Source organism: Ruegeria sp. YKSF131 (assembly GCF_059612645.1).
Window position 1 is genome coordinate 34,806 of sequence record NZ_JBXWQZ010000025.1, and the last position, 24,622, is coordinate 59,427.

26 protein-coding genes and 1 riboswitch are annotated in these 24,622 nt (G+C 57.2%); of the genes, 6 read left to right on the top strand and 20 right to left on the bottom strand.

The genetic code is table 11. The features are described from left to right. Positions 1–55: 55 nt before the first annotated feature. The 5 genes from AC2FLZ_RS11095 to AC2FLZ_RS11115 all read right to left on the bottom strand — a co-directional run bounded on the left by AC2FLZ_RS11095 (position 56) and on the right by AC2FLZ_RS11115 (position 4,230). Positions 56–754 (bottom strand): CbtA family protein, encoded by a 699-nt coding sequence (locus AC2FLZ_RS11095; protein ID WP_170634742.1) that lies wholly within the window; start codon positions 752–754, stop codon positions 56–58. Positions 755–758: 4 nt separating this feature from the next. Next, positions 759–929: a CbtB domain-containing protein gene (locus AC2FLZ_RS11100; protein WP_170481539.1), complete on the bottom strand. Its 171-nt coding sequence runs from the start codon at positions 927–929 to the stop codon at positions 759–761. Between the two features lie 34 nt (positions 930–963). Continuing rightward, positions 964–1,179, bottom strand: a riboswitch (cobalamin riboswitch). Between the two features lie 181 nt (positions 1,180–1,360). Then, the gene (locus AC2FLZ_RS11105; protein ID WP_170634680.1) at positions 1,361–1,696 is read right to left on the bottom strand and encodes a DUF1636 family protein; all 336 of its coding nucleotides are present in this window, start codon (positions 1,694–1,696) and stop codon (positions 1,361–1,363) included. A gap of 1,145 nt (positions 1,697–2,841) precedes the next feature. Continuing rightward, a complete protein-coding gene (locus tag AC2FLZ_RS11110) occupies positions 2,842–3,465 on the bottom strand; it encodes a transglutaminase-like cysteine peptidase (protein WP_247748073.1) in 624 nt (207 codons plus the stop codon). A gap of 348 nt (positions 3,466–3,813) precedes the next feature. Continuing rightward, a complete protein-coding gene (locus AC2FLZ_RS11115; protein ID WP_170634682.1) occupies positions 3,814–4,230 on the bottom strand; it encodes a MerR family transcriptional regulator in 417 nt (138 codons plus the stop codon). Positions 4,231–4,267: 37 nt separating this feature from the next. Between AC2FLZ_RS11115 and AC2FLZ_RS11120 the strand changes: the two genes are divergently transcribed. Further along, positions 4,268–4,699, top strand: a complete 432-nt coding sequence (locus AC2FLZ_RS11120) for a hypothetical protein (RefSeq protein ID WP_475220189.1) — start codon at positions 4,268–4,270, stop codon at positions 4,697–4,699. A gap of 4 nt (positions 4,700–4,703) precedes the next feature. Further along, positions 4,704–4,922: a GDCCVxC domain-containing (seleno)protein gene (locus AC2FLZ_RS11125; RefSeq protein ID WP_247748072.1), complete on the top strand. Its 219-nt coding sequence runs from the start codon at positions 4,704–4,706 to the stop codon at positions 4,920–4,922. A gap of 211 nt (positions 4,923–5,133) precedes the next feature. On the opposite strand, the gene AC2FLZ_RS11130 is transcribed toward AC2FLZ_RS11125, so the two are convergent. Together AC2FLZ_RS11130 and AC2FLZ_RS11135 are read right to left on the bottom strand one after the other, a co-directional pair. Then, complete coding sequence (locus AC2FLZ_RS11130) at positions 5,134–5,610, bottom strand: DUF411 domain-containing protein (RefSeq protein ID WP_170634686.1); 477 nt, start codon at positions 5,608–5,610, stop codon at positions 5,134–5,136. A 284-nt stretch (positions 5,611–5,894) separates the two neighbouring features. After that, positions 5,895–6,308, bottom strand: a complete 414-nt coding sequence (locus AC2FLZ_RS11135) for a heavy metal-responsive transcriptional regulator (RefSeq protein ID WP_170634687.1) — start codon at positions 6,306–6,308, stop codon at positions 5,895–5,897. 89 nt (positions 6,309–6,397) lie between these two features. Here AC2FLZ_RS11135 and AC2FLZ_RS11140 point away from each other — a divergent pair, with 89 nt between their 5' ends. Together AC2FLZ_RS11140 and AC2FLZ_RS11145 are read left to right on the top strand one after the other, a co-directional pair. Beyond that, positions 6,398–7,426, top strand: a complete 1,029-nt coding sequence (locus AC2FLZ_RS11140; RefSeq protein ID WP_170634689.1) for a lysylphosphatidylglycerol synthase domain-containing protein — start codon at positions 6,398–6,400, stop codon at positions 7,424–7,426. After that, complete coding sequence (locus AC2FLZ_RS11145; protein ID WP_170634691.1) at positions 7,413–8,663, top strand: MFS transporter; 1,251 nt, start codon at positions 7,413–7,415, stop codon at positions 8,661–8,663. The genes AC2FLZ_RS11140 and AC2FLZ_RS11145 overlap by 14 nt, the downstream gene beginning before the upstream one ends. Before the next feature lie 291 nt (positions 8,664–8,954). Here AC2FLZ_RS11145 and petA read toward each other — a convergent pair whose 3' ends face one another. The 9 genes from petA to AC2FLZ_RS11190 form a co-directional block, all read right to left on the bottom strand. Next, a complete protein-coding gene (petA, locus tag AC2FLZ_RS11150; RefSeq protein ID WP_170634693.1) occupies positions 8,955–9,503 on the bottom strand; it encodes a ubiquinol-cytochrome c reductase iron-sulfur subunit in 549 nt (182 codons plus the stop codon). A gap of 325 nt (positions 9,504–9,828) precedes the next feature. Beyond that, positions 9,829–10,107 (bottom strand): DUF2933 domain-containing protein, encoded by a 279-nt coding sequence (locus AC2FLZ_RS11155; RefSeq protein ID WP_170634695.1) that lies wholly within the window; start codon positions 10,105–10,107, stop codon positions 9,829–9,831. Continuing rightward, positions 10,104–11,438: an APC family permease gene (locus AC2FLZ_RS11160; RefSeq protein WP_475198682.1), complete on the bottom strand. Its 1,335-nt coding sequence runs from the start codon at positions 11,436–11,438 to the stop codon at positions 10,104–10,106. Before AC2FLZ_RS11160 ends, AC2FLZ_RS11155 begins: the two co-directional genes overlap by 4 nt. Continuing rightward, a complete protein-coding gene (locus AC2FLZ_RS11165; RefSeq protein WP_480609837.1) occupies positions 11,435–13,720 on the bottom strand; it encodes a copper-transporting P-type ATPase in 2,286 nt (761 codons plus the stop codon). Before AC2FLZ_RS11165 ends, AC2FLZ_RS11160 begins: the two co-directional genes overlap by 4 nt. A 132-nt stretch (positions 13,721–13,852) precedes the next feature. Continuing rightward, on the bottom strand, positions 13,853–14,902 hold the full coding sequence (locus tag AC2FLZ_RS11170; protein WP_170417931.1) for a YncE family protein: 1,050 nt from the start codon (positions 14,900–14,902) through the stop codon (positions 13,853–13,855). A gap of 132 nt (positions 14,903–15,034) precedes the next feature. Next, positions 15,035–15,394, bottom strand: coding sequence for a hypothetical protein (locus AC2FLZ_RS11175; protein ID WP_152460765.1), 360 nt, complete (start codon positions 15,392–15,394; stop codon positions 15,035–15,037). Positions 15,395–15,478: 84 nt separating this feature from the next. Beyond that, positions 15,479–15,847 (bottom strand): hypothetical protein, encoded by a 369-nt coding sequence (locus AC2FLZ_RS11180; protein ID WP_157054266.1) that lies wholly within the window; start codon positions 15,845–15,847, stop codon positions 15,479–15,481. Then, on the bottom strand, positions 15,844–16,566 hold the full coding sequence (locus AC2FLZ_RS11185; RefSeq protein WP_331252139.1) for a TVP38/TMEM64 family protein: 723 nt from the start codon (positions 16,564–16,566) through the stop codon (positions 15,844–15,846). The genes AC2FLZ_RS11180 and AC2FLZ_RS11185 overlap by 4 nt, the downstream gene beginning before the upstream one ends. 251 nt (positions 16,567–16,817) lie before the next feature. Then, positions 16,818–17,333 carry an EF-hand domain-containing protein gene (locus AC2FLZ_RS11190; protein WP_170417928.1) on the bottom strand — a complete coding sequence of 172 codons (516 nt, stop codon included), beginning with the start codon at positions 17,331–17,333 and terminating at the stop codon, positions 16,818–16,820. A 172-nt stretch (positions 17,334–17,505) separates the two neighbouring features. On the opposite strand from AC2FLZ_RS11190, the gene AC2FLZ_RS11195 reads away from it, so the two are divergent. Both AC2FLZ_RS11195 and AC2FLZ_RS11200 read left to right on the top strand, forming a co-directional pair. Further along, positions 17,506–18,231, top strand: a complete 726-nt coding sequence (locus AC2FLZ_RS11195; protein WP_170417925.1) for a response regulator — start codon at positions 17,506–17,508, stop codon at positions 18,229–18,231. Further along, on the top strand, positions 18,195–19,625 hold the full coding sequence (locus tag AC2FLZ_RS11200) for an ATP-binding protein (protein WP_237217564.1): 1,431 nt from the start codon (positions 18,195–18,197) through the stop codon (positions 19,623–19,625). Before AC2FLZ_RS11195 ends, AC2FLZ_RS11200 begins: the two co-directional genes overlap by 37 nt. 73 nt (positions 19,626–19,698) lie before the next feature. Here the strand turns inward: AC2FLZ_RS11200 and AC2FLZ_RS11205 are convergent, their stop codons facing one another. From AC2FLZ_RS11205 to AC2FLZ_RS11220, 4 genes are all read right to left on the bottom strand, one after another. Beyond that, positions 19,699–20,319, bottom strand: coding sequence for a class I SAM-dependent methyltransferase (locus AC2FLZ_RS11205; RefSeq protein WP_170417923.1), 621 nt, complete (start codon positions 20,317–20,319; stop codon positions 19,699–19,701). 565 nt (positions 20,320–20,884) lie between these two features. Beyond that, positions 20,885–21,226, bottom strand: a complete 342-nt coding sequence (locus tag AC2FLZ_RS11210; protein ID WP_170417920.1) for a copper-binding protein — start codon at positions 21,224–21,226, stop codon at positions 20,885–20,887. A 29-nt stretch (positions 21,227–21,255) separates the two neighbouring features. Beyond that, on the bottom strand, positions 21,256–24,435 hold the full coding sequence (locus tag AC2FLZ_RS11215; protein WP_170417917.1) for an efflux RND transporter permease subunit: 3,180 nt from the start codon (positions 24,433–24,435) through the stop codon (positions 21,256–21,258). Continuing rightward, positions 24,432–24,622 (bottom strand): copper-binding protein (locus tag AC2FLZ_RS11220; RefSeq protein ID WP_496882179.1); only part of this gene is annotated, 191 nt, incomplete at its 5' end. The genes AC2FLZ_RS11220 and AC2FLZ_RS11215, both read right to left, overlap by 4 nt.

Below are 24,622 nucleotides of genomic sequence, written 5' to 3' on the forward strand. Positions count from 1 at the left end.
CTCAATAAAAAAAACCCGCCGGTGTAACCAGCGGGGTAGCAATGGAGGAGCGCGATCAGACTGCAGCGCCTGCGCGCTTGCCTTCTGTCTGCCAGAAGTGGCCGGTGAAACTGCCTAAGAGTGCCCAGGCGGCCATGCCGATGCCGAAGGCCCGGGCAGCAAAAAGCGCCCCGATCTCGGTCGGAACCGGCCCAGAGAAACTCTCAGGCTCAGGGGCCCCGATAATATGCGGTACCATTAGCAGCACGGCCGCAATCAGGTAGCTTACCAGGTTACCTCCAAAGGCAATCAGCCACATGGCTACGCCGGCTGCGGCAACGGTGACCGTCCACCAGATCTGACGCACTCCCACATCTGCTGCCGCTACGCCGGGAACTTCTGGAGCCAGTGACAAGCCAGGAGCAAAGTGGAAGGCGACAAAGCCCGCAAGACCCCAAAGCAGGCCGGTGCGGCCGTTGATCTCATGCCCCTGACGTTCGGCTACTGACATCAGCGCCGCCAGGACTAGCGCATAGCCGGTGTAGGTAAGCATGGTGAAGATAATGCTGAGACCATCGCGCATCGGCTCGGCGAACATGCCGGGCAGGTCGGGATGCGCAGTTACGGGATCAGCGCCAAAATGCACCAGGTCGCCGCCCTCATAGAGCTCGGCGTGAAGTAGCACTGGCTGCACGAAATACAACTGCAGAAGGGCGGCAATCAGCCCCGCTGCTGCACCAGCGAACAAGCCGCTGGTCAGAATACGACTGAACATTGTTTTAGTGGCAGGGGAAGCCAGTTGCGTGGCGCACATCATGAGCCGCGTCATGCAGGCCAGAAGCCTGAACATGGCCAGTCACGGTAATGATCCCTAGACCCAGAACCACGGCGAATACTGCAGGCAGAAAGGATGCGCCAGCGGCGGATGCCTTGATCGTTTTTGTCGTCATTTTAATCCTCCTCGCCGTCACACCCGACGGCATATGTTGTGTCCATCCTACGGCCGGTCTCCTGACTCGCAGGTCACAGCAGACTTCCCCCTTCCCAGCGCCATTACGCCAGTGGTATTGGAAGGCCGCTCGCCGCTCACAGTCGCGGGGGCGGTCAAGGCTTCAGTGCGGTAGTTTGGTGCACCGTCCTCATTCCCGTTTCAGTCCCAGTGCGTAGGCACCTTTGGACACCGTAGAAGCCTTTATTGTTCCATAGTGCTTTGTTCCGTCAAGTACGAAAGCGACATCATAGTATTCTGCAGCGGTCAATCTTAGGTAATGGCAGGCTTGGTTTAGATTTTAGCCGTTCAGTGCAGAAGGCTAAGTCGAAAAACACAAACTGTAAGCTGAAAACTCGACACCGGAGCTTTGGTCGGCAAGTTGCATGTTGGCTATCTTTTTTGTGCCGGTATACGTGCAATCGCCTTGAAACGTAGCTTACCTAGCTTCCTGGCGTCAGCGAAGTCGCCGTCAGTACTGTCCTCATACATCCGCATGAAGATCATTATGTCCGGAAGATCGACAACCGTAACCTCACCGAAAAGATAGGCGGTCTTGCCGCTTTGTCGCACCGCCAACGTCTGTGGTCGGTGACAACCGGACATGCAATCCACTTGCTGCAACTCGGCTTGCACCCCCGATGCCTCCAGCGTTGCGGCTAATTGATCATAAAGGGTGGAATCCGCGTCGCGGCAGGTTCTGCAAAGCGTGAGGTTAGGTAGGCACATGCGTCAGGCTGATCCTTGATCGAGAACTTCCATCTGAGATTTCATATTTGCTGGTCGGTTGTTAGCTCAGTTTCAATACGTGTTTTGACTCTAAGTCTGGAAAAGAGTCCATACTCAGGCAGGAAGGACACATGAGCCCTAGCCCTCGAAAACTTTGCAAATACACCGAGTGCGAGACGGGGATTTGGCAGGGCGAAGAAGCAACCATCAGACGAAAAAATTTTTAAGTTTCTACGTGAGACTGAGCTGAAGCAGGTGGTAGGCGATGAAGTGGAAACAGCTCACGCGAAACATCTTTGTTCTTCAATAATCTGAAACAGCATTGCCTCCGGGATCGGCTCGCCATGACACGCCTATTTTCAGGTCCGCGCGCACCGCGCCTCCCAAGGCGAATTCCGAGACGCGACAGGTTCTTGTTGCGCGTAACTAGGTTCGTTCTATCGTCAATTACAGTCTAGATCCGGGACATATAGCGGGGTTCGTGCTTGATGGTTACCTTTCGGTTACCACGACCGATCATGGGACTGAATGCGTAGCGACAACCGACGACATTCAAAAGGAAGTACGCTGATGCGAAACGCCTCGGCATTAACAACTTTTCTGTCTGCGTCACTACAACCGAGGATCGCCCATGCCGCCATCGGTTCTCGCCGCAACCCGGTGTGATGGGTGTTGTGATAACGGCATATCTCCGGGTGCAGCCAGTCTTCGAACTCCTCCAATGTCATCGACGCAGTGCCGGAGCCGTCGCATTTCCCCTTATCCTTGGGGGATAATTGCGTTCTTCCCTAAAGTAGATGAACGGCCTCCATGGTCGTCCTAATCAGGCGTTCGATATCTTCGCCGTAACGCGCTCGACCCGGTGGCCTTTACTTGACGGAGATACTCCAATCTGAGCGGGTCAAATGGAAGGTTTCGCTGCGGAAACGCGCCCATTGTCTACGTGTATGGCTTGCGGAATCCCAACAGTAGGCCAATACGACACCTCCGAGATATCTGGCGCGCGGATCGAATTCGTTCACACGCAATGGTGCAAACACAAGCAGATGGACGAGTCGGACTGAGCATCGAAACTCAACTATGCGCCCAGAACAATGCAGGTCGTGACATCAATTGCGAGAGGCAACCAATGTCTACCCAATGGTTTAGCCGCTAGAAACCTGTACCCAACGATCAGGGTGAATCGGGTCCTGTATTCGTAGGAAAAGATACCTTGTTTCCTTCCACGTTTTGATCCTGTTGGTAACATTGTCCAGAACCAAATCGCCTTCACTCGAGCGATAGACTAGAACAGCATGGCCATTGCGATTGGTGTCCAAGACGGTCGCGATTAGTAGCTTCGTAGGATCCACACCGTTCTGCACAAGTTCAAACTTCTTTTGCAAAGCGAAGTCTTCGCAATCTCCTGACCCTTGCGTCGGCAGTGTCCAGTATTCCTTTGTCCCGTATTGGCTTTGATCCGAAACGGCACGGATTCTCCGATTGACGCGCGTGTTGATCGTTTTAACGATCTGATTTTCTTGTGCCACGGACAGACCAGAACTACGAGCGCTCGCGCACGCCCAAGAGTAATCTTTGCATAGTGTTTTGGCACCGGATGGCGCTTCAATCTTTCTGTCAAGACCGATCGAGGGAAGCTCAGAGGCTTGTAATGTAGCGGCAGACACAAAAAAGCTGCATATAAAACAGATCATTGGGAGATAACCCAGCAGGTTTTTCGATAACATTCTCTGAACTAACGTGGGATTTGTCATATCTGCCTTCTCCATGCTCGTTCCTCGAAGGTATCCAAACTTCCGGGGCCAATGTATTTTATTCCAAGCCTTCATGTGCCTTGAGGCATTGCAACTGCTTCTTAGCCTCTAGGGGTAAAGCGGCAAAAATTTGCAGATTCTTTGGTATTTCTTCCTTAGTTGACAGCATCAGAGCATCCACGCCATCACCAGTCCGGCATAGCTAACAGCGCGAACTAGAGGGTAAGCTGATCGCAATTCTCTCATTCAACAAAAATACAACACAGATCGGCCGTCATCGCTTAAGGTTACGAAATACTGGGACAATGAAGCCGCTCCTCCCCAAACTGAGACAGGCAGTTTCGGTTTTTCCGGGCGCTGCAATTAGTGACCGCTAATGACATCTTTGACGACAGGCTCGTTGAGCAACGCCGTTAGCAGGGGGCATGCTGCTCCTTCAGTACAGGTCTGCACAAGTTCTACCAATGCTTGCTCCAGCCGTTGGAGAGCGGCGATCTTTGACCTGACCTTGTCGAGATGTTTTGTTGCGACGTCTTCGGCGTCACGACAGGCTTGCTCCGGCGCTTTGGACAATTCGCGAAGTGCGCATGCATCCTGAATAGTGAAGCCAAGATCGCGGCAGCGTTTGATGAATCTGAGCTCGGATATTTCCCGTTCCGTGTAAGCGCGGCGCCCCGAGGCGGTTCGACCGGTTTTCTCGACTATGCCTTCCCGTTCGTAGTAGCGGATCGTCTCGACCGACAGGCCGGTCAATCTCGCCACTTCGCCAATCGCAATCATGTGATGACCTTTCCCTTGAACCTGTAGCCACTACAGGATGCATATTGTCGGTCATGATGTCGAATTTCGCAAACCGCACGAAGCAAAAATCGAGGAAGCCGAACCGGCTTCCGCTCAGGATCGTCAAAGTCGGAGAAAGCAGACTATGAGCAAGTTTGTAGGGGCGAGTTTTCTTGGATCGTTTACCGCATTTGGCGTTGCGACCTGCTGCATCTTGCCGATGGCCTTGATTTTACTTGGCTTGGGAGGGGGCTGGCTGGCCGTATTTGGCAAGATTGCCGCCGCGAGTTATTACGTGCTCGGCGGTTCGACGGCCCTGCTGTTTCTCTCTGGCATCGTCGCGTACCGCCATGGTTCACTCGACCGCCTCAAATGGTGGCTGACAGGCAGTTTTGCGTTAACGACCATCGCTTGGGTTATCGTACTCAACGAAATCCGAATAAATGATTTCCTGATAACCTTAATGTGACGCCATGAGTGAAGAACGCCCGAACCTTGTCAGCACGATCATCTGCCCGGAATGTGGACATTCAAGACCTGAAACGATGCCAACAGATGCGTGCCAGTGGTTCTACGAATGCACATCTTGCGGAAAAGTCCTGAAGCCACTTCCCGGCGATTGCTGCGTCTACTGTTCCTACGGATCGGCCCCATGCCCGCCAATTCAGGCGGGCGACAAATGCTGCGGTTGATACGGCGACCGGGATGTCGGTTTTGTCCGCAAAGCCGGTCATCAGGCTTGGCGGACGCAGGTATTTTTTCACCGTAGGCTGGAACTTGCCCGGTAGGACAAGGCAGGCGTGAAGTCACGGATCAACTGGTTTGCCGTGAAGAATGTCACGTAAACCGGGCAGAACAAGCGAGCGCCGTGTTTTTCAGGATCTTGCCAGCGCCGTCGGGACTTCATACGGCCGGGTAGCTGGCAAACACCTCTGTGGTTCCATCCTTGCGGATCAGGAAGACGTCAAAGGCTTCGCGTTCGCTTTCCGGCCCCATGCCTGGCGAGCCGAACGGCATTCCGGGAACCGACAGTCCGACAGCATCCGGGTGTTCGCCCAGCAGGCGCCGGATGTCAGCGGGCGGGACGTGTCCTTCGATCATGTAGCCCTCCGCGCGGCCCGTGTGGCATGACATCATGCCCTCTGGAATACCGTTGGCGGTTTTGTAAGCGTTCAAGGCCTCCCAGGCACTGTTTTCCACGCTTAATTCAAAGCCTTCCGCCCGCATGATTTTGATCCACGAGCCGCAGCATCCGCAATTCGGATCCTTCAGGACATGGATGAAACGGTCGGTTTTCGCGAAGGCGGGAAGCGCCGCGCTTCCCGCAAGGGCCGCGGCTCCTTGCATCACGCGGCGGCGGCTCAGGTTATTCGTCGTCATGTTCCCTCCGGGGAAAACTTGTCTTGAACCGATGTGAAAGCGCACCGGCAGGGTTGAATGCGGATCGCAGATACGAGACTGCCATATTCGTTACCCTCGGATACTCATCAGATATGGCTTTCTGGGCGACGGAGGGATTTCTCACAATGATCTGGCGCAAACTCTGCTCGGAGACGGAACCCTCGCTCTCCTTTTTTCGCTGCACCAGCCACTCTGGGTCTTGCTTGGCAATAACCCGGTTCGCAAGCAACTCCGCTACCCTCCGATCAAGGCCGGAATTGCGCCTATTTCTCACTGCTGCGTTCTATGGCACCCACGATCGAACAGTTCTGAATTCCACCACGCCCCGGACACGCCGCTATCAGCTCGTCCAGATTGTTCCTCAACCGTACAAGCCCGTCGATCCGTTCCTGAATTTCGTCCCGCTTTTTGCGCGCTCTGGCCTGCATCGCGACGCACTCGGTATTTGGTACCGTGCGCAACTCCAGAATTTCCGCGATTTCTGCCAGCGAAAATCCGAGCTTCTTAGCGCCGGATATGAATTTCAGCCGCCAAAGCGTGTCACCACCATAGTCCCGCGCGCCGCCGTCAATTGGGCGCGGCGGCTGAGTGACAAGGCCCTTCCTTTCATAAAATCGGATCGTCTCGACGCCTATCCCGGTCTCGCGCGCGGCCTGGCCGATCTTAAGTGGTTGCATCGCGGTCTCCCTCCTTCACCGGCATCTTGACACCGTATCATGATACGGAGGTTAAAACATTGGGGTCTTGGTGCTTGCGAGGATGTCATATGCGGATCTTCCTGAAACGGTGGCTGCTGCCGATATTCGGCTCCGCCCTGGCGCTCTATCTGGTGTTTGCGCTCTACGGCAGCCTCGATTTTGCGCTGTTTCTGCAGGGCCTGCGCGGAGCCAACATGTTCTGGATCGCGATTCTTGCCGCCACCATCCTGCTGGAGCAGCTGATGAGCGGCTGGAAGTGGCGGCAGATCCTGTTCGACGTGAAACCGGTCGGCACCCTGCGGCTGACGGGGGCGCTACTGGCAGGTTATGGCGCAAATGTCCTTGTCCCGCTCGGCATCAGCCCGCTGGTCCGGGCCTGGCTGGTTGCTCGGCTCGACCGCTTGAAGATGGCGACCGTGCTTGCAACCGCGATCATCGCCCGGTTCCTCGACGGCGTCGTTTTCGCCCTTTTTGCCGGAGCGGTGGCCGCCGCCGGCCAGATTCCACAGATCGAGGGTGACCTGCGGCTGGGATTGAGCGTTGCGGGCCTGTTGAACCTGATGCTTTTCGGCAGCCTGCTTTGGGTTCTGTTCCGGTTCCGCGCGTCACTTCTGAGCGAAGACCCTCTGGTCTGCCGACTCTTCGACTGGGCTGCCGCCCGCATCGGGGCCGATGGCGCGTATCTGCGCACCGCGCTCGGTGAAGGGATTGTCTGGCCACAGGCACGGGCCCGCCGCATCGCCGCCATTGCCGCAGCCATTGCGGGTAAGCTGGTGGCGACAACCCATTTCCTGTGGGCCGGGCTGGCGGTTGGCGTGGTGCTGAGCGCGTGGGATTACCTGTTCCTGATGGTGTTTGCCGGGTTCGCCATGGTTCTGGGTCGTTTCGTGCGCATCCCGGCGAGCTTTGTCTTTGGGGCGGGGTTCGCGCTCAAGGTGCTTGGCGTTCCGGACGAAACCGCCCTTCTGATGATCCTGTTCAACTATGTGCTGACGATCCTTCTGGTGGTCGGGATCGGCCTGACGGTGTTGTGGCAGAGCGGCATCGACATCCGCCGCGCCCGGGCGGAGGCAGAGGCGGCGAATGGCAAGGCGTAATCCCGAAGACACGAGATTTTGGCGGATCGCCGGTGCTGGTGCGGTGTTTCAGGGCGGGTCGGCGGCGGTGGACAGCGCGACGGTAGTGGCCAGTCTGGTGCATATGCTGACCGGTAGCGCGCTGGCCGTGGGCTATGCCAGCACGGTCCTGCGTCTTGGCTGGCTGCTGCCCCAGTTCGCGGTGGGCTACCTCGCCGAGCGCACCGATCGGCGGATGCCGTTCTACGCCCTTGGTGCCTATGGGCGGGCGATCACGGTCGCGATGATTGGTATTCTTCTGTGGTGGGGGGCCGACTGGCCTCAGGTCGATTGGCCTCCGGTTCCGCTGGCGCTCGGGATGCTGGGATTGTGGACGGTCTATGCCTTTGCCAGCGGCGTGGTCGCGGTGCCCTACAACGACATCGTCGGCCGGGCGATCCCGTCCGAGCGCCGCAGCCGGATGTTGGCCTGGCGCTTTTTCGGCGGCGGTGTTCTGGCGGTTCTGGTGGCGGGCGTTCTGCGACTCGCGCTCGACGTGATGCCGCCGCTCAGGGCCTATGCGCTGATATTCTGGCTCGGCGCGGTGCTGATGATCGTCTCTGCGACGCTTTTTGTCTCCGCGGGTGAGGCCGCTACCGCTGCAAGGGCGCCACGGGACCGTCCTGCCAATCTGCCTGGATTTCTGCGCGAAGGTTTCTCGACGCTGCGGCAGGACCGCCGGTTCCGGCTGTTCCTGATCTTCCAATGGCTTGGTGCAGCGACGCTGATGGCGTTGCCGTTCTATGTCGTTGCCGCCAGCCGCAGCGGCCTCGGGGCGGCGGATGTCGGAACGCTGTTGGCGGCGCAGACTGTCGGCGCGCTGGCCTCGAATCCGCTCTGGGGCCACATCGGAGACCAGGCGGGCAAATTGCGCCTGCTGGGGATAGTGGCACTGGTGCGTCTCGGACCTCCGGTGCTGGTTTTGCTGCTTGTGGTCACGGGTTCGGGGCTGACCAGTTTCGCGGTGCTGTTCTTCCTGATCGGCGCGATGATGAACGGCGTGACCATCGGCTATCTCGGCTACTTGCTGGAGATCTCGCCCGACGACCGCCGCCCGGCCTATTCCGCGTGGTTCAACAGCTTTGCGGCCCCGGCGGCGCTGGCGCCGCTTGTGGGCGGTGTGGTGGTCAGCATGATCGCCATCGAAGCCGTGTTCATCGCTGCGATCCTGGCCGCGCTGGGACAGGTCGCGATCGCCGCGCGGCTTACACGGGGTTGAAATAGCACCTTGTTCAGGACCAAAGCGTTTCCTCTCAACCCGCAATTCAGATGCGATCCTGTCAAAAGGCAAGATGGCATGTCTAAACATGGGCGAAGCAGAAACCTTGAGCGCAGCGATTAGAATTGTTCCGTTCAGAACATGACGGCGAGGTCTCTTCTCGAAAACTCCAGAAAGCGGGGTACATGTCGAATTCCGCCACATAGCATCGCGGCGCTGATCGAGGGATATTCGAGGACTGACAAACGAACCTGGTGAGGCACGCGCCTCTGAACAAAGTTCACCGCGCCGTCACCCAATTTTGACCCGTGTGTCGGTGACGAACTCGTAAGGGGGCAGATCGAGGTTGCGGGGCGCGGGGCCTTTCCGAATTCTACCAGACGTGTCGTAATGTGAACCGTGACACGGACAGAACCAACCGTCCCAGTCTCCGGTGGGTTCGCTGCCGCCCTGCCCGAGTGGTATGCATCCCAGATGGGTGCAAACGCCAATAACTACCAGCCATTCCGGTCGCTGTACGCGCTCGGCGTCAGGTTGCGGGTCGATCATTGGTGCATCGTCTTCTGCTATCGCCAGCGCGATCCGCTCTTTAGTCCGGTGGTCTATAAAGATCGGCTTGCCTTTCCATTTAACAGTGATCCTCGTTCCTGGTCCGACACCTTCAAGATCTATGTCGACAACGGCTTGGGCGGAGATGTCTGCACTGGGGTTCATGCTGTTAACAAGTGGCCAGACCGCCGTGCCCGTGGCCACGATGGCGGCACCGCCGGTGACGAAGTATAAGAAATCGCGCCGAGTTTCAGGCTCTGAAGGTGCCTGTCTTTCAGAAAATTCAGACATATTGTTCCTCCTGTGCGTCAGGACGGGTTCATCGAATGATAGGACTCGGACGAGGTGGATCAGTCGCCTTGGTCCTCTTCTTCACCGCGATGCCCCATTCCCTATTCATCAGAGTGATCTTCGTCGGTGTCACCGTGCAATGCCTTTACAGGCAGTGCACCGGCCGTCAGGTGCAGTTCAATTGCTGCTCTCCGAATTGGATTTGCTAACATGGCAATTTCCCTTCCTTATTGGGTTACAAATTTGTTCTGATCAGTTGGCCGTTGCTGCTCCTTGTTGCGCAGTGTTCTTGCCGCAAAGCCTCCAGCCATACAGGGCGCCGTTCTCAGTGTTTGCCGTGGCCGCGATGCATTAAGAAATGCATGCCCACGCAGACCAGCAAGAACAGCAACGGAGAACTGAGCAAAGGATAGAGTGTCTCGCGGTATTCCCAGCCCAGAACAGCGGCGCCCAACGCGATCGCAATGACAACCGGGAGCCAATTACGCTTGGCACCGTTGGCCGTCTGATCTTCGGTTTTGGGCGCTTCGGCCGTTACGTCATAGCTGACCCTTTCGGTCGTCTCCTGTGTGGCGCGGGTTTCGTCGAAATTTGATTGGGTCATAGCTGATTTGCCTCCTTTTCGATGATCCATTGTTTGAGAAAGATGCGCTCATAGACGAAGACCAAGCCGATGCCAGCAACGGCATATACTACGATCATCGGGTCGGAGCGCAGCTTGAGTATTGTGAACGCGGTCAGGACTACGCAGTCCAGCGCCAGGGCGGTTAACAAGACCCATCCACGGGCTTTGATCTGACCGCGCAAGCGTCGCCAGACACCCCAATGCACCGCCATGTCCATCACCAGGTAAAAGAACGCCCCCAACGAGGCGATGCGAGACAGGTCGAACAACACCGCAAGCAGGCCCGCAATCACGACCGTGTAGATCAGCGTGTGAGACTGGATGCTGCCCGTCATGCCGAAATGGCTGTGCGGGATCATTTTCATGTCGGTCAGCATCGCCAGCATCCGGGACACAGCAAAAACGCTGGCGATCAGCCCCGAGGCCGTCGCCACCATCGCCAGCGCCACGGTCAGGTAGAACCCGCCCTGCCCCAGCACCGGCCTGGCAGCCTCGGCCAGGGCATAGTCCTGCGCCGCGCGGATTTGCTCGGGCGGCAGGCTGACACCGACGGCAAGGGCGACCAGCAGGTAGACCACCGCGCAGATCGCGATCGAGATCATGATGGTGCGCCCGACATTGCGGTGCGGGTCGAGGATCTCGGCCCCGCTGTTGGTGATGGTGGTAAAGCCCTTGAAGGCGAGGATCGACAGGGCTACCGAGGCGACGAACCCCAGCGGCGCGGCCGGTTCCGAGCCCTGAACCTGCCAGGTTCCGCCCGCAGCCCAAAGTGCGGCGATGCCGAATATTGCGATCCCGCCGATCTTGAGCGCCGACATGATGATCGACCACAACCCCACGGACCGGTTGCCCGACCGGTTCACCGCATAGGCAAAGACGATCAGCGCAACCGCGACCAAAGGCACCAGCGGTCCGCTCTCGATGTTGAACGGGCGGAGCGCATAGCTCGCGAATGTACGCGCGACGAGGCTTTCGTTGATCACCATCGACAGCGCCATCAGCAGCGAGGCCGCCGCCGCAACCGCCCCGGGCCCGTAGGCCTTGGTCAGGATCATGGCGATGCCGCCCGATGAGGGCCAGGCGTTGGACATGGCGATATAGGTATAAGCGCTGAAACCCGTCACCACGGCCCCGACCACGAAGGACAGCGGAAACCACGGCCCCGCCAGCCCGGCGATCTGTCCGGTCAGTGCAAATATCCCCGCGCCGATCATAACGCCGGTACCCATGGCGACGGCCCCGGTCAGCGAGATTGATCCGGGCTTCAGCGCGCCACTGGCGCCGTGCGTACTATGCTCGTGCGTGCTCAAATCTTCGCCCCCCGCAATCGCAGCGCATTTAACACCACTGAAATCGACGAAGCGCTCATGGCGAAGGCGGCGAACATCGGGCTGATCAGGATGCCGAAAAGCGGGAACAGAAGACCCGCCGCCACCGGAACGCCCGAGGCGTTGTAGATCAGGGCAAAGAATAGATTCTGCCGGATATTGCGCATGGTAGCGCGGGCCAGCCTTCGGGCGCGCACGATGCCATCGAGGCTACCGTTGACCAGCGTGAAGCCTGCACTTTCGATCGCCACGTCGGCGCCGGTGCCCATGGCGATGCCCACATCGGACTGCGCTAACGCGGGTGCGTCGTTCACTCCGTCACCCGCCATGGCGACCTTTGCGCCTTTCTCCTGCAGTTCGCGAATTATGCGGGCCTTGTCCTCAGGTAGAACGTCGGCTCGAATCTCATCGATACCCAGACGTTCGGCCACCGCCTTTGCAGTGCGTTCGTTGTCGCCAGTCGCCATGATAATTCGGAAACCCAACTCGTGCAGTGCTTTCAGTGCTGCAGGCGTGGTTTCCTTGACCGGGTCTGCGACGCTGACCAACCCTGCCACTGAACCATCAAGCATCACGAACATTACCGTTTCGCCGTCATCCCGGCGCGCATCGGCCTTGGCCGTCAGATCGGTCGCCTCGAGTCCGAGATCGGTGACCAGTTTCAGGTTGCCGAGCGCGACGGGGCGGCCATCCACCGTGCCTTTCACGCCTTTACCAGTCACCGCCTCGAAGTCACTGGCGTCGGACAGGGCCACGCCACGTTCCTCGGCACCTGTGACGATTGCCTCAGCTAACGGGTGCTCCGAGCCCTTCTCCAGCGTCGCAGCCAGCCGCAGCACCTCGGCCTCGTCATGGCCGGGTTCAGGTAACACAGCCACCAGCTGCGGCTTGCCCATGGTCAGAGTGCCAGTTTTGTCGACGATCAAGGTATCGACCTTCTCGAACCGTTCCAGAGCTTCGGCGTTTTTGATCAAAACTCCGGCTTGTGCACCTCTCCCCGTGGCCGTCATGATCGACATCGGAGTGGCCAAGCCAAGCGCGCACGGGCAAGCTATGATCAGTACCGACACCGCTGCGATCAAGGCGTAGGAGAGTGCCGGAGCCGGTCCCCAAACCGCCCATGCAATGAAGGCCAATACAGCGATGCCAATGACCGCTGGCACGAACCATCCGGCAACTTTGTCGGCGTATTTCTGGATCGGTGCGCGCGAGCGTTGCGCGTTGGCCACCATTTCGACAATCTGGGACAGCATTGTGTCAGAGCCCACTCGGGTTGCTTCGATTACAAGACTACCGGTGCCGTTGATTGTGGCCCCTGTGACCGGCTCGCCTTGTACCTTTTCGACCGGAACCGGTTCGCCAGAGATCATGCTTTCGTCAACAGATGAGCGCCCTTCGAGTACAATGCCGTCTACTGGCACCTTGTCGCCGGGGCGTACGCGAAGGCGGTCACCTACCTGTACTTCTTCAAGCGGAATTTCCTCTTCACTGCTGTCAGGGCGGATAATGCGGGCGGTCTTTGCGGCCATGTCCAGCAAAGCGCGGATTGCCTTTCCTGTGCCTTCGCGTGCCCGCAGTTCCATCACCTGCCCGAGCAGAACAAGTGTAACGATAACTGCGGCAGCCTCGAAATAGACCCCAACATGGCCTTCTGAATCTCGAAAACCGTCCGGAAATATGTGGGGCATCAATACGGCGACAACGCTGAACAGCCACGCGGCCGAAACCCCCATGGCAATCAACGAGAACATGTTCAGGTTCATGGTGCGAAACGAATTCCACCCTCGTTCCAGAAATGGCCAACCGCACCAAAGAACGACCGGAGTGCCAAGTATCAGTTCAATCCATAGGGTTGTTCGCTCACCAAAAATCTCTCGCACACCAGACAGCCCAACGTAGGGGCCCATCGTGAAAACCAAAAGTGGAAGCGTCAGAATCGCACCTACCCATAGGCGCCGGGTGAAATCCACCAGTTCCGGGTTCGGCCCCTCGTCCACCATCGCCGCGCTTTCCAGCTCCAACCCCATGCCGCAGAGTGGACAGGACCCGGGATGGGTTTGCCGCACCTGCGGATGCATCGGGCAGGTATATACGGGTCCGTCATAGCCTGTCGGAACGATGTCATATTCACCGTTCTCGTCCGTCGCGCCATGATGCGCGGAATGGTGGTGATGCGCATGCGCATCCACCTCGCCCTCGGGCACAAGGTGCATCCCGCATTTGGGACAGTCGCCGGGCCCAGATTGACGCACGTCAGAATGCATGGGGCAGACGTAAGCGACCTCGGTCGGGCCGTTCGCGTGGATTCTGATGTCGTGGTCTTCTGTCATGTTCTGCTCCCTGGTTTAAGCTTTGGTCGTAGAGCCGTTTAATTACGCAATGCCGGGCACAGTCCTTCAGGGCAGAACAACCATCTGGTGGCCCTCACCCAGTATCGGCATTTCGGTAATAGCCGTCAGGCTGACTTGATCGACGATCCAGACCTTCGGTTCGGTTCGGCTTGATACCATCACTTTGCCTGAGTTCGGTATGGTCGTCAGGTGATAAGGTGCCGGTGACAGGTTGGTCGAGCGCTGTTTGCCCGTAGCAAGATCAATCGACAACAACCGGTCGGTGCCTTTGGCGGCCACGAACAGTACGCCCTCGCGGTCGGACAGGCCGATCCCGTGCAACTCGCCTCCAATGTCATAGGTTTCGGTGACAGAACCGCTGGCAAGATCTACGCGGAAGGCCTTGCCACCATCACTGTCGGCTACGAAGGCGGCGCTGCCGGTGGCGTTAAGTACAAGATGCTCAGGGCCTTCGCCGACGGGCATGTTGCGTACGACGAAGCCTTTGACGACATCCACTTCGCTAAGTGTACCATTGCCGGTATTGGTGACATAGACCCTGTCGCCGTCAGGCGCGAATACCGCATAGTTGGGCATTGGCCCGGTTGCTACGAAACCAAGGAAGCTGAGCTTATCGAGATCGACGATCGAAATACCGTCACCGCCCGGATGGGTCGCCACCGCGAACCGCCCGTCGGGCGACACCGCAGTGTGATGCACCGCACCTGGAACCTCGATCTGGCGGACGACCTCGCGTGTTTCCGCATCAAGGATCGTCAGCAGGCTCCGCCCCTTGTCTTTGGGCAACGCAGTGACATCGCGCTTGGCGTGGTGCGCAGCGTGTTCATCCTTGGACATACCTTCGGGTTTTGGTGGCGTTGTGGCCTCGGTTTCTGCGTAGCTGCCCGCGACCAGGTACTTAAAGCCGGGCGCGCCGGCCAGCCCATGGACCGCCACGAGCCTCGGCAGCCGCTCGACGGTCTTGCCGGTTTCGGAGTCGATCACCAGAACCGAGTCCGCGCTGCCTTCGGGAATGAACACGGTTGCCGCCAGCGTGAGCGAAGGCGCAGTCAAAGCTGCGACGGACAGGCCTGCGGCCAGATTGAACAGGGTCATTTAGGTTTCCTTTCGTCAACTGAAACGCGCGCATTGGCGGGCACGTGCAGAAAAATCCGGTAGATGACGGCCATCAGGAAGGGCGTCAAAAGCAGGGTCAGAGCGATGGCCTTCATGGCTTTGTCCTTTCAATCAGTTGAGTTTTGTGCGAGCCGCAAAGACATTGAACAGTCCGCCGAACAGCAACGCGGCGTACCAGCCGTAGAGAAACGCCCATAACAGTCCCAACAGGAATGAGGGCAGGCTGAGCCAAGTCATTCCGGGCATCAGGCCGATCCAAGCCCGGTACATGGCAAAACTTGGAAAGATCAGGTCAAAGGCCACGCACAGCAGGTAGGTTGCGGCCAGAAACAGGCTGAGCGCCCAGCCAAGGGTTGTCACCGGAACACCGGGATGATGTTCTTGTGTCCCCATCACACAGGGGCCACAGGTCAGGCGCAACAGTGCGAATAGCACCACGCCCGTGACGAAAAAGTACAGAATGGTAAGCATGGTAAGTGTCCTGAACTGAGTTGGGCCGCAATCAACGGCTTGGGCAAGACCCCGGAGCGATTCCGGAGCCATTGCCGGTCACGTTCAGGACAGGTTTGGCGGATGTGGTAGTGGTGCGACCGGCAGGCTTGCGCGTGGCCGGAACCGTTCTGGCGCCACGGGCGTAGCAATACGCATCGAGAGCAATTCAGGTGCCGCCATAACTGCCATCGCATAGCAGCCCGGGTGCACTGAGCAGTCTAATTCTTCTGATGGATGAGACGCGGGATACCCACCGCTGTCATCGATCACAAGCTCGGCCTGGGTGGCGGCCTTCGCGATGTCATGCCCGGCATGGGACGGCACAACAGAGATCAGCATCGAAACCACCAACGCACAGATCAACAGGACCTGCAGCCGGCCCATGGCTCGGGCCGTCCGTGTCGCAGTTGATATCCATTGTGCGCGGATCACTTAGGGTTTCCTCCATTCTCCAACAGTTTAGGGCCGCTTGGACCGGTCGCATTGATCTGGCTCAATTCGTGGTCTGAAGAGCCAACAGGCATCTTGCGTTTCCAAGCCAACCAGATAAGTGGCGCCCCCGTCAACAGCCCAAGCCCGATAACCGCAAGGCTGGTGCCGCCTGTCGCGGTTTCGGTAATCTGGCTGCCCAGATGGGCCAGAACGAAACTGGCCGGCAGGAGTCCAGCCAAGGTGGCCAGTGCGAACCGCCAAAATTGAAGTCGGGTCAGACCGGCGGCATAGCTGACCATGTCGAAAGAAACGAAAGGCATCAGGCGGCTGGTGAACACGGTCAACATCAGGGCATTCTGCGATCCAAGCAACCCCAAGTCCAGCTTGTCGCCGAACCACTGGCGCAGCGCGTCGCGCCCCAACCAACGGGCTATCAGGAACGCCAGCAGCGCCCCCAACTCCGCTCCGATAGCAACCAATGCGGTTCCCAGCCCATGCCCATATGCCACCCCGGCAGCGACAGCGATCGGAGCGCTGGGGATTGGGCTGGCAACCACTGCGGCTGTCATGAAGCCGATGATGACAACGGGTCCGAACGGGCCGGCCCAATCCACCCACGCAGTAATGACTTCGCGCGATAGTCCTGCGTCCAACGCGCCAGACAGCCACAACCAGATGGTGGCGATCAGCAACGCGATCAAAACCGCGATGAAAACCAAACGGCTATTGCTGTGCAGGCCCTCCAGCTTTCGTTCCTCCTATGACATAGCCCTCCACCCCTAAACGGGAGTGACGGATTCCGAGGTCACTTAGCGATGTATTTGATCAGCGCTACGATCGCCAGAACGATCAACACTGCGATCAGCAACATCCAGATCATTCCAAACCCCATTCCAGCGCCATAGCCCATCATCGCTTTGTTCCTCAGTGGTTTGTGCCGAGTGCGATGACCCGGCTACACGGTTGCGTTTCAGTTGTTGGTTTCAGAAGCCTTTGTCACAGGTTTCGAGGCCTTCATGCCGTGTTTCGGCGACATCGTCTTTGCGCCTTTCTCGATTTCCCCTGTGGTCACAACGCCATCGCCATTGGCATCAAGATGCTGAAATCGGTCCACCATGGTTTCGCGGATCATCCCGGAATGCAGCGCTTCGAACTCATCAATCGACAGGTTGCCATCTCCATTGACGTCATGCGCCTGCATCCGGGCCTTCAGACCTTCGGCGATCTCAGATTCGCTCGGGCGACCGTCCTCGTCCATGTCCAGAACCGCCAGCCAGTTGCCGCCCATCATCTGGCCATGCATTTTCACCATCATTTGCATCATGCCTGCGTGATCGCCCATCATGCCGCCGGGCGCACCCTGCATCATGCCGCCCTCATGGCCCTGCATCTGCGCGCTGCTGCCATGCTGACCGGCGGCAAGCGCGGGCAGCGCCATCAAAGTCGCGGCAATGGCTCCAGCGGCCAGCGTGAAGGTACGTTTCATGACTTTCACCTCTCGGGTTTTTGTTTCTACACAAAGCATATGGCCGCCCTCGGTCGCGCCACCACCCCCCTGCTCAACCCGGTTTGTATCGTTGTGTCGCAGCCCGCCCAACTGATACAAAGGGATACAAAAAAGCCGGGATTTGTACCGCGCCGGGGCTTATGATTGCGCCATGACTGAAGCACCACATATCTTGATTGTCGACGACCACCGCGAAATCCGTGATGCTGTCAGCCGCTATCTGGAAAAGAATGGGTTGCGCGCCAGTACCGCGCGCGACGCAACCGAGATGGACGCACGACTGGCGGCCGGTCGGATTGATCTTATCGTACTCGACATCATGATGCCGGGCGAAAACGGATTGTCGGTCTGTCGCCGCCTGTCCGCGGCCGGTGGCCCGCCGATCCTGATGCTGACAGCCCTCAGCGATGACACCGACCGTATCGTGGGTTTAGAGATCGGCGCCGATGACTACCTGCCCAAACCATTCAACCCACGTGAATTGCTGGCCCGGATCAAGGCGATCCTGCGGCGTTCCGAAACCACCGTCCCCCCGGCTGGCGATCTGAGCGGCAAACGGATCGCCTTTGGAAGCTGGGTTCTGGATGCCGACAGTCGCACCTTGATATCCGCCGAAGGGGCCGAAGAAAGTCTGACCACCGCCGATGTCCGGCTGCTGGCCGTATTCCTGCAGCGGCCCCGCAAACTCCTGTCGCGAGACGAACTGCTGGATTTGACCGCCGGCCGCAGCCCGCACTTGTTCGACCGTACGATCGACAACCAGGTCAGCCGCTTGCGTCGCAAGATCGAAGCTGACCCAACGCGGCCGAAGCTCATCACCACGATAAGAGGTGGCGGTTATTGCCTGTCGACCGACGTGAGCGAGCTTACGGGATGAAAGCCTTTGCCCAAAGTCTGCGCGGTCAGCTTATCCTTTTGATCATCGCCGCGCTGGCTGCCGCGCAACTGGTCAGCCTGTGGCTGTTCGTCGACGAACGCTCAATGGCAGTGCACATGGCCCTTGGCCTGGAAACCGCCGGACGCGCCGCAAACATCGCGCGGCTGATTGAAGAAGCTCCACCCGAGATGCACGACGCGATCCTGCGGGCGGCAAGTTCTCCACTGGTGCGTTTCAGCCTTACAGATACGCCCGCAGTCGATCACACCGGACATAGCGCTGGTGGGACGGTCGAAAACACAATCCGCAGAATTCTGCCAGGCTATGAAAACCGTCCCATCCGGGTAGAGTTGCATGAGTTCTCTCCCGATATGCTGCCGGTTGAAGGTGTTCCGTCTACAATGGCTGAAATGCACATGGCAATGATGCGTGATCACGTTTCCGCAATTGAAATGCAGCTGTCGATCGCTCTGACGACCGATCAATGGCTCAACGTGGATACCCGGTTCCATAACCCTCCTCTGCAATGGCCTTTGCAGTCCTTCGTCAGCTTCGGTTTCACTGCAACTTTAATTCTTGGAGCAGCCATTTGGTTTCTACTGACACGGCTGACCGGCCCGTTGCGCCGCCTGTCACTGGCTGCAGACCAGTTTGGTCGCGGTGAAGACGTCCAGGAACTGACGGTTTCTGGTCCGACCGAGGTGCGAGATTTGACGCAGGCGTTCAACCATATGCGTGATAGGCTGACTCGCTATGTTGCCGATCGGACCAGACTATTGGGGGCGCTGGGTCACGATTTGCGGTCGCCACTGACGGGATTGCGGGTTCGCGCCGAACTGGTGGAGGAAGAGGAGACCCGTGACCATCTGATCGAGACCATCGAGGAAATGCAGGAGATGGTGGACTCCACCCTGTCATTTGCCAAGGGCGTGGCCACGCGCGAACCTTCCAGTACCGTCCCAATTGGTGAATTCGTAACCAAAACGACCGAAGACATTGTGCAAGCCGGTGACACGGTTGAAGTATCGGTCGCAGACAATCCGGCCGTCACGCTTCGGCCGATGCTGATGAAGCGAGCTCTGCGCAATATCATTGAAAACGCCTGCCGGTATGGTGCCCGGGCCAACGTCTCAGTCATGCAAGAGGGGAATGAGGCAAAAATATTGATCCAGGATCAGGGGCCCGGCATCCCCGAGCATATGCTCGATGCGGTATTCGACCCATTCGTGCGGCTTGAAACATCCCGCTCGCGAGAGACTGGCGGAACCGGCTTGGGGCTGTCGATCGCACGTACGATCATCCAGTCGCACGGTGGCACGATAGAATTGCTAAACGGGGAAACTGGCGGTTTGTGCGCTAAGGTGGTTCTGCCAGTTTTTGAGGGCCAAACGTAACTTGTGAACACAATCGGCATGCCCCGAAAGCTTATTGGAAGCGTACCGCTTTGGGCCAGTTTCAGGTGTGGGCTCAAACGCAGCGGCGGAGAACACTGAACTGGAAAGACTGACTTTCCCCCCAAGAGGTTTGGTGCAGGTGATGGCGATGCGCGACGAGTTCAAAGTGTTCCTCAAAAAGCACGGCGATATCGCTCGGACTATAGCGGGCGACAGGGAGACCACTGCAAGTCTCCGGCCCATCAAGTGCAAACGTAGCAATGATCACATGGCCGCCAATTTTTACCCCTTTCTTCACGCTTTCCAGATAGGCCGCGCGTTGCGATGTATCCACGAGAAAGTGAAAAACCGCCCTATCATGCCAGACGTCATATCTGCGATCGGGGACCCAAGAAGTTATATCTGCAGAAATCCAAGTGACTGTTTCAGCGGCGCGCCCCAACCTTTCCCGGGCCGTGTCCAACGCGACCTGCGATAGATCGAGAACTGTCACGTCATGGAGCCCCTTCGCAAGCAACGCTCCAGCAAGACGAGATGTACCTCCACCAATGTCGATGACGGATGAAGGCTTAGACACTCTGATCAACTCGATGAGTTCAAGCGATATCTCTGGATCATCCTCGTGCCAACTCAATTGGGTGTCAAACTTCTCGCCATAGACATCGTCCCAGTGCTCTCTTGTGTTAGCTGTCATGTCGTATCGTTTTCCCAAGTCGTCGCCCTGGAGATATCCTCATTTTGACCGCTCCGCGCTGCGTTTTCGACTGAAGCAAAAACCAACAAGGCAACGCCCCAGACAATTCGACGCTGGTCCGTTGAATGGCCGCGTGAAGTCATCTCGGCGACAATGTAGTACACACATTCCAATTGTGAAATGTTTTAGGTGGGATTTGCTTGTCGGTCAGATTTCCACTGGGCTGCGCAAGTAGCTCCAGAATTTTGCGCAGTTTAACTGCAGTGGCGCGGGCCGGAGATACCGAAGCGTTGGCAGTTTGTGTACTGCTTGCCTGGATTGCTCTGTTCAATCAGTATAGCCGGAAGATTTTCTGAGCTTTGGAGCTTCAATCAGTCAACGAATTGCTTAAAGCGCCTTTAACCGACAATGGACTGATAACTTATGAGCAGAGCCACAGATCGTTGAAATACGATTTGGTTCTTGAGTGGCTCCTACTCCATTTCTCTTAGTTCATAGAATTTCCTACAGTCGTTGAAACGGCGAACAATCACATCATTGGTGAATAGCTGCCGCATCAACAGACTCAGTTTTTCATGATCGCGCCGATCGCATACATACCATCATCGCTTTTGACCAACATCAGTGTGACTTCGTCACCTGCGCTGATCTCACCCATCATCTGGGCATTCTCAAGAAGCTGCAAATCCATCGTCATCGCGGGCCACCCGATCTCGGGGATCGGATCATGGCTGACGTTAGCGGTTTCGTCGCCAATTGAGTTCACCAAAGCCTTTGCGTGGACCGCACCTTCCATCTGTTCGGAAGACATGGGCATGTTGGAATGGTCCATGCCGTGGTTCGTTTGCGCGATGCCGGATGTTGTAGACACGGCCAATAGGGCCAAAATTGCAGTCAAAGTTTTCATCAGATGCTCCTGTTTCAAGGTTGTGGGTATTATTCTGCCGGAAGCGCAGGGGGCACTTCCTGGATCGTGTGGGAGATCTCTCGGTTCACGCGATTGAGCGCGAGCCGTTTCCAAATCACGAATATTGCGGGAATGACAAAAAGCGTAAGAAGGGTCGCTGTCACCATGCCCCCAATCATCGGCGCAGCGATCCGCTGCATGATTTCAGAGCCTGTACCGGTGCCGTACATGATGGGTATCAGTGCTGCAAAGATCGTGGCTACAGTCATTACCTTCGGCCGAACCCGAAGAACGGCTCCTTCGAACACCGCGTCTTCGATATCGTCACGTGTCAGCTTTCGCTGTTCCGATTGCGCCAGCCCTCGACGTTTCTCCCAAGCAAGATTGAGGTACAACAACATGACAATCGCTGTTTCCACGGCAACTCCCGCCAGCGCGATGAAGCCCACGAGCACAGCAATTGAGATATCGAAGTTAAGATACCATAAGAACCAAACCCCACCTGCCAATGCGACCGGGAGCGCCGCAAGAATTATCCCGACCTCAATCACCCGATTGAACGCCAAGAAAAGCATGAGCGTGATAATTAGCAGGGTTGCAGGAGCAACGATCGTCAACCTGTCCTGCATTCTCTCTATGTACTCATACTGCCCTGACCAAGTCAGCGAGTAACCTGGAGGCAGGTCGACCTTTTCTGTAACCACCTCTTGTGCTTCGGCCACATAGCCGCCCAGGTCGCGCCCCGCGATGTCGATGAACACGAACCCAGTTCGTCGAGCGTTCTCTGATCGTATCATTCCCGGCCCGTCAACTATTCGAATATCGGCGAGAGCGGACAGTGGCACATGAGCACCCGACGGCGTGACGACAGGAAGATTTTCGAGCCGTTCCGGGCTGTCTCGCCATGCCTGAGGGTACCGAAGGTTTATAGGAAACCTCTCCAGCCCCTCCACAGATTCCGACACTTGCATACCGCCAATTGCGGTCTGCACTACGTCCTGAACTTCTCGAACACTCATCATGTATCGGGAGGCGGCATCTCGTTTGACGTCGATTTCGATGAAACGCCCGCCAACAGGTCGCTCTGCGTAGGCGGAAGCCGTTCCATCAATATCAGCGACCGCACGCTCTACTTCGATCCCTATATCTGTAATGACCTCCAAGTCGGTGCCGGATATTTTGACACCGACAGGAGTACGGATACCTGTCGCAAGCATATCGATGCGGTTCTTGATAGGTTGGATCCAAACATTTGTAACGCCCGGAACCTGAACGATACGATCGAGCTCATTCCGGATTTTCTCCATTGTCATGCCGGGGCGCCATTCTTCTTCCGGCTTGAGTTGGATTGTGGTCTCCACCATCGTTAGAGGTGCTGGATCGGTTGCAGTCTCCGCACGCCCAACTTTACCGTGAACAGTTTCGACTTCTGGCACGGTCGCGATCAGGCGGTTGGTCTGCTGCAGTACCTCACGGGCTTTTCCCGTCGAGATCCCGGGGTAGAAGCTCGGCATGTAGAGAAAATCACCTTCGTTCAACTCGGGCATGAATTCAGAGCCAATTCTCTGGTACGGGTACCACATGGACGTCACCAGAACGCCGGCCAACAGTGTTGTTGCCCATGGCCAGGCAATTGCCGCGTCCAGAAATGGGCGGTACACGAACACAACCAAGCGATTTAGCGGATTTTTTCGCTCCGGTAGAATACGCCCCCTTACAAAGTAACCCATCAAGACCGGAACCAGCGTTATCGAAAGGATGGCGGCTGCAGCCATGGCGTAGGTTTTGGTATAAGCGAGTGGCGAGAAGAGCCTACCTTCCTGATTTTCCAGAACGAAAACAGGCAAAAAACTAACCGTGATAATCGCCAGAGAATAAAAAAGGGCTGGTCCCACCTCAGAAGCGCACTCTTGCACAATCCGCCATCGGTTCTCTGCTGTGAGCTTTTCTTTTTCCAACCGCCTGTGCATCGCCTCGATCATCACAATCGATGCGTCGACCATCGCACCAATAGCGATGGCTATGCCGCCGAGCGACATGATGTTTGCGTTTACTCCTTGCGCCTTCATCAGAATAAATGCGGCAAAGATTCCCAGAGGGAGCGACAGAAGAATTACGAGGGATGACCGCAGATGAAGTAGAAAAGCCGCGCACACAAGAACAACGACAATGAATTCCTGCGTCAGTTTCTTCTGGAGGTTATCGATAGCACGCTCGATCACACCAGATCGGTCGTAGGTCGTTATGATTTCGACCCCCTCCGGCAGGTTTGAGCGCAACTCTTCGATGCGCGCCTCCACCGCTTTGATCGTTGCCAACGCATTCCCACCCCATCGCAGAATGACTACTCCACCAACCGCGTCTCCTTGCCCGTCGAGTTCTCCGACACCGCGCCGCATTTCCGGCCCCAGACGGATTTCAGCGACGTCTCCAAGCGTCAGAGCGGCGCCACGGTCGTTGACCATCAACGGCGCGCTTGCAAGGTCTGACAATTCGTCAATGTAGCCCGAGGACCTGACCATGAATTCGGCTTCCCCCATCTCAATGACGCTGCCGCCCGTCTCGCGGTTGGCCGCCTGAATAGCCGTCCTCAATTGTGCAAGTGTTATGTCATAGGCACGTAGTTTGTTTGGGTCGACGACGACCTGGTACTGTTTGACCATTCCGCCGATGGTGGCGACTTCTGAGACGCCTTCCACGGCTTGTAATTCGTATTTCAGAAACCAATCCTGCAGAGTCCTGAGCTGAGCCAGATCATGATTTCCGGTTCTGTCAACCAGCGCATACTGATAAATCCACCCGACCCCAGTCGCATCAGGGCCAAGTTGTGGTGACACGCCCTCAGGTAAGCTGCCGGTAATCTGGCCCAAGTATTCGAGCACACGCGACCGAGCCCAGTAGAGGTCCGTCCCGTCCTCAAAGACAACATATACAAAGCTGTCTCCAAAGAACGAGAACCCGCGAACGTCTTTTGCACCGGGTACGGCCAATAGGGCTGTCGCAAGTGGATATGTGATTTGGTTTTCGACAACTTGAGGCGCTTGCCCGGGATATGGCGTGCGAACAATTACCTGGACATCCGACAGATCCGGGATTGCATCAACCGGCGTCTCACGAATGGCCCAAATACCCGCAACTCCTATCATGAATGCGAGGGCCAAGATGACGAACCTGTTGGCGAGCGAAGAACGAATGATGGCCGTGATCACTGCGTAACACTCCCATCAAGCGCGACCTCTAACAGCGTCATCGAAAAGTCGGGATTGCGGCGAAGGATCAAAGAAACATCAATCCCTACAGGCAAGTTAGAAACCTCAATCCCCTCCGCAACCGGGAAATCCATGGTCATGCCCGGCATGCCGATCTCAGTCATCGGACCGTGTGTTACGTTCGCGG